The organism is Paraburkholderia sp. RL18-085-BIA-A (assembly GCF_046027075.1).
In the GTDB taxonomy this organism is placed as follows: Bacteria; Pseudomonadota; Gammaproteobacteria; order Burkholderiales; family Burkholderiaceae; genus Paraburkholderia.
Genome location: NZ_JARESU010000362.1, coordinates 1 through 2,172, shown reverse-complemented (window position 1 = coordinate 2,172; position 2,172 = coordinate 1). Strand labels below are relative to the sequence as shown.

1 protein-coding gene and 2 pseudogenes are annotated in these 2,172 nt (G+C 55.7%); all 3 read right to left on the bottom strand.

Annotation, left to right across the window (positions count from 1 at the left end; translation table 11 throughout):
- Positions 1–4: 4 nt before the first annotated feature.
- A complete protein-coding gene (locus P0D89_RS52415; RefSeq protein WP_408379527.1) occupies positions 5–286 on the bottom strand; it encodes a group II intron maturase-specific domain-containing protein in 282 nt (93 codons plus the stop codon).
- A gap of 120 nt (positions 287–406) precedes the next feature.
- A pseudogene (locus P0D89_RS52410) lies at positions 407–1,074 on the bottom strand (group II intron reverse transcriptase/maturase); the annotation flags it as partial.
- A gap of 843 nt (positions 1,075–1,917) precedes the next feature.
- Positions 1,918–2,127: pseudogene (locus P0D89_RS52405) on the bottom strand (hypothetical protein); the annotation flags it as partial.
- Positions 2,128–2,172 lie beyond the last annotated feature (45 nt).

The following is a 2,172-nucleotide window of genomic DNA, read 5'->3' as shown; positions in this document are numbered from 1 at the left end:
CTCCCTATACCTGCCAGTAGTGAAACATCCGTGGACATTTATTCTTCATCTTGCTGAGCCACTCCGCACTGCGCTGCTTGTGCCGCAACAGTGTTTTGTATTTTCTTCTCGCCCATTGCTCAAGCTGACGATCCAGATATAGAACGAGCTTGTGCATTGCCGTCTGATAGAACGCGCCATAGTAGTTCCACCACCCCCGGGTCGTTGAGTTGCATTGCTGCGCCAAATCGGCAAGCGTTTTCGGCGTTTGTCGATGAAGCTTCCACCCCCGCACTGTCTGCCGCATACGTTTCAAGGCATCCTTGCTCACTCCCGGCAGGAAGCTGGTAAATAGCCGGCCTTGCTTGCTCTGAGCCCTCCTCGGCCTAAACGTAAAGCCGAGAAACGTGAACTGCACATGCGGATAGACTTCGGTGCGACTCCCGTCTTTGCAATACACGATCTTTGATTTCTCAGGATGCATCGTCAATCCACACTCCTCCAGCCTCGATGCGATAGATTGCATCACGAATTCCGCCTGCTTCTGGTTGCGGCAGTGAACCACCGCATCGTCGGCATAGCGGGCAAAGGGATATTGAGGATAGGTGCGCTGCATCCAGCGGTCGAACGTATAATGCATAAACAGATTCATCAGGATTGGGCTGACCACTCCGCCTTGCGGAACGCCCCGCGCCCGTGGCAACCGGGTTCCGTCTGCAGTCTCGAACGGCGCAGTCAGCCACCGCTCGATGTACAGCAGGATCCAGTCTTCCCTGACATGGCTTCGCACTGCTTTCATCAACAATGCGTGATCGATCTGGTCAAACGCCGCCTGATGTCAAACTCAGCAACCCAGTCATACTGCCAGCAACGCTTGCGCGTCACGGCAATCGCCTGTTTCGCCGACTTACCCGGCCGGTATCCATAGGAATCCGGATGAAACACCGGATCGAGTGTCGGCTCAATCATGAGCTTGACCACGGTCTGCGCGATTCTGTCAGACACAGTGGGAATTCCCAACTTTCTCGTGCCACCCTGGGCCTTCGGAATTTCCACCTGCTTCACCGGTGGCGGGAAGTACGACCCCGATGACATCCGGTTCCACAGTTTGTACAGATTTCCCGATAGATTCTGCTCGAACATGGCGATGGTTTCATCGTCCACGCCGGCAGCGCCACGGTTGGCCTTCACCAGCTGATATGCTTCCCACACCACACGCTTCGCAATGCAATAGGATTTTGTTGATGTCATGTCACTCATCCCCGCAATGCAGGTTGGTGACCTTCGTCAACCGGATAACGCTGCCCCTTCGCTCCACTCTCATTACAAAAGCTTCAACACTACTACGAGCAGCTCCGCCCCTCGTTCTGGCATCGGTATTCTTTCTCATGGTGTCTGCCATTCGTCATTTCCCTTCACATCCAGAACAAGGTTCTCACGTTCCATACCAGAGCCTGTGTTGAGCTCATGCCACCTATACACCGACTGCCATCGGGCCCGTAAACAGGTGTCGTCCCGACTGGTCCCGGAGTTACTTCACGACCCCGGTTTTGACAGTTCTTTGGAGCTAACGATGCGTCATCGGACGGTTTGCTTGCGCTCATCTTCTCAACACGTACCTGACGTCTTAACGACGCCTTTTCCACAGTCGCTCACGACCACGTCTTTTGGACGCCGCCGCACTGGGCGGTTTGATATCTGCTCCTGCAAGCCGATTTCGGGAGGCCAACTCCCATCTCTGGTACAGCATCGCAGGCTCACGCCTGCGTTCGTGACACACTGAAGCCTGCTCCTGCAAGCCGGCTTCGGGAGGCCTGCTCCCATCTTCAGTACAGCACCACAAGCTCTCGCTTGTGTTCGTGACACACTCTCGTCAACACGCCATCACCGGCCGGTGGGTATGCCAAACCGGTTCCAGCGCTTGACGAAATCCGCCGTAAAGCGCTTTACCCAACGCATGATCGTGGTGTGTGCCAGCGACAATCCCCGCTCGGCCACGCCCCGCAGGAAGTCCCCTTGGGGGATCATCTCGACCAAATCGCGCAGGCTGAGCTTGTAGCGAAGGTACCAGCGCGCACACAGAACAATGATCTCCTGATCAAAATGCCGGCCATCGAACAACCCCTCCAGACCCTTCCCCTTGCTCATCGCCGCCCACCAGATTGATTGGATCGCTGCTTTAACCGGTCCATT